This window comes from Mycobacterium sp. 852002-51163_SCH5372311 (genome assembly GCF_001667115.1).
Classification (GTDB): domain Bacteria; phylum Actinomycetota; class Actinomycetes; order Mycobacteriales; family Mycobacteriaceae; genus Mycobacterium.
Genome location: NZ_LZIJ01000112.1, coordinates 1 through 2,797, shown reverse-complemented (window position 1 = coordinate 2,797; position 2,797 = coordinate 1). Strand labels below are relative to the sequence as shown.

The 2,797-nt window shown below is 66.8% G+C and carries 1 protein-coding gene; it reads left to right on the top strand.

What is annotated here, in order from left to right:
• On the top strand, window positions 1–2,797 hold a 2,797-nt coding region (locus A5791_RS14730; protein ID WP_156661305.1), incomplete at both ends, for a non-ribosomal peptide synthetase.

Genomic DNA, 2,797 nt, shown 5'->3' with positions numbered 1-2,797 from the left:
TCGCCGGCCGTAATGATCCCGCGCTCGACAGGTTGGTCGGGTTTTTCGTCAACACCGTGGTGTTGCGAGTCGATCTGAGCGGGGATGTGAGCGTCGCTGAGTTGCTGGCTGAGGTGCGCGCGCGCAGCCTGGCCGCCTACGAACACCAAGACGTCCCCTTCGAGGTGCTGGTCGAGCGGCTCAACCCGACCCGAAGCCTGTCCCATCACCCCCTGATTCAGGTGATGTTGGCCTGGCAGAACATCGCCGCCCACGATGATGGCGCCGCCGCCACGTTCAGCTTGGGTGACCTCGACGTCACCCAGATCCCGGTGGACACGCGCAGCGCCCGAATGGATTTGGTGTTTTCTCTGGCCGAACGCTTCACCGATGCCGGTGAGTTTGCCGGCATTGGCGGGACGGTCGAGTTTCGTACCGACGTGTTCGACGCGGCCAGTATCGAGGCGCTGATCGCGCGCCTTGAGCGGGTGGTGGTGGCGCTCACTGCCGACCCGACCCGATCGTTGTCGTCGGTGGATGTGTTGCATGCCGGTGAGCATGCCCGGCTGGACGAGCTCGGTAACCGAGCGGCGTTGACCCAGCCGGTGGGCGCGCAGGCGTCGGTGCCGGTTGTGTTCGGAGCGCAGGTGGCGCGCGCACCGGAGGCGGTGGCGATCCGTTGCGGGCAGGTTTCGTGGAACTACCGCGAGGTGGACGAGGCGTCAAATCGATTGGCGCATCTGTTGATTGGCCGGGGTGTGGGTGCCGGTGGGTGTGTGGCGCTGCTGTTTAACCGGTCTGCTGACGCCATCGTGGCGATGTTGGCGGTGTTGAAGACCGGGGCGGCTTACCTGCCGATGGATCCGGCGTTGCCGACGTCGCGTATTCAGTTCATGCTTACCGATTCCGCACCGACCGCCGCGATCACCACCGCGGAGTTGGCTGATCGGCTGGACGGATTCGGGTTGCTGGTCATCGACGTTGATGACCCGGCGGTGCATCAGCAGCCGGGTACGGCGTTGCCGGCGCCGGCGCCGGAGGACATTGCTTATCTGATTTACACCTCGGGCACGACCGGGGTGCCGAAGGGCGTGGCGATCACCCACGCCAATGCGACGTTTTTGGCGCAGTCATTGCCTTCCCAACTACCGGCGGAGCAGGTGTGGACCCAATGCCATTCGTATGCGTTCGACTTTTCGGTTTGGGAAATTTGGGGCGCGTTGCTGCGTGGTGGGCGGTTGGTGGTGGTGCCCGAAGAGGTGACAGGCTCCCCGGACGATTTCCACCACCTGCTGGTGGCCGAGCAGGTCAGCGTGTTGACCCAGACCCCTTCGGCGGTGGCGGCGCTCTGCCCGCAGGGGTTGGAGTCGACGGCGTTGCTGCTGGGTGGGGAGGCGTGCCCGGCTGAGGTGGTGGATCGGTGGGCGCCGGGACGCGTGGTGGTCAACGCCTATGGCCCGACCGAGGCCACGGTGTACGCCACGATTAGCGCGCCGTTGGTAGCCGCGTCGGGGGTGCCGCCGATTGGTGCGCCGGTGGCGGGGGCGGCGTTGTTTGTGCTCGACGGGTGGTTGCGTCGGGTGCCGGTGGGTGTAGTGGGGGAGTTGTATGTGGCCGGCGCCCGGGTGGGGGTGGGGTATGTGGGCCGCTCGGGGTTATCCGCCTCGCGCTTTGTGGCCTGCCCATTCGGCGGGCCGGCGACTCGGATGTATCGCACCGGGGACATGGTGCGGTGGCGCGCTGATGGGCAGTTGGATTACTTGGGCCGCGCCGATGAGCAGGTCAAGATCCGCGGGTATCGCATCGAACTCGGCGAAATCCAAACGGCCCTGGCAAGTTTGGCTGGGGTGGGGCAGGCGGCGGTGATTGCGCGCGAGGACCGCCCCGGGGATAAGCGCCTGGTCGGCTATGTCACCGGTACCGTCGACCCGGTCCAGATACGCGCGCAGTTGGGTGAGCGGTTGCCCGCCTATATGGTGCCCACCGCGGTGGTCGTACTCGAGGCGTTGCCGGTCACGCCGACCGGCAAGCTGGACACCAAGGCGTTGCCGGCCCCGGAATATCAGGCCCTGGACCGCTATCGGGCGCCCAATACTGCGGTCGAGGAAATCTTGGCCGGTATTTATGCCGAGGTCCTCGGTTTGGAGCGGGTCGGGGTGGATGACTCGTTCTTCGAGTTGGGTGGGGACAGCATCTCCTCGATGCAGGTGGTGGCCCGCGCACGGGCAGCGGGCTTGGTGTGTCGCCCGCGTGATGTGTTCGTCGAGCAGTCGGTGGCCCGGCTGGCTCGGGTGGTGCGGGCGGCCGAGGCGGCCGGCGGGGTGGTCGATGCGGGGATCGGGCCGCTTTCCGCGACCCCGATCATGCGCTGGCTGGCCAGCGTGGATGGCCCTGTCGGGCAGTTCAACCAGACGATGATGCTTTCAGCTCCGGCCGGGGTGACCGACGCCGATGCGGTGGTGCTGGTGCAGGCACTGTTGGATCGCCATGCCATGTTGCGGCTGCGCGTCGCGGACGACGGGGCCGAGGGCTGGTCGCTGCAGGTGCCAGAGCCCGGGGCGGTGGAGGCGCACGGGTGCCTGCAGGTGGTGGAAACGCTCTCCGAGCAGGCGGTTTTTGCGGCGCGGGAGCGGTTGAACCCCGCGGCCGGGGTGATGGTCAGCGGGTTGTGGGTGACCGATACGGCTCAGTTGGTGTTGGTCGTTCATCATCTGGCCATTGATGCGGTGTCCTGGCGGGTTGTGCTCGATGACCTCAACACCGCCTGGGCCCAACACCGCAGCGGACAACCCGTCGTCTTGCCGGTGACCGGGACGTC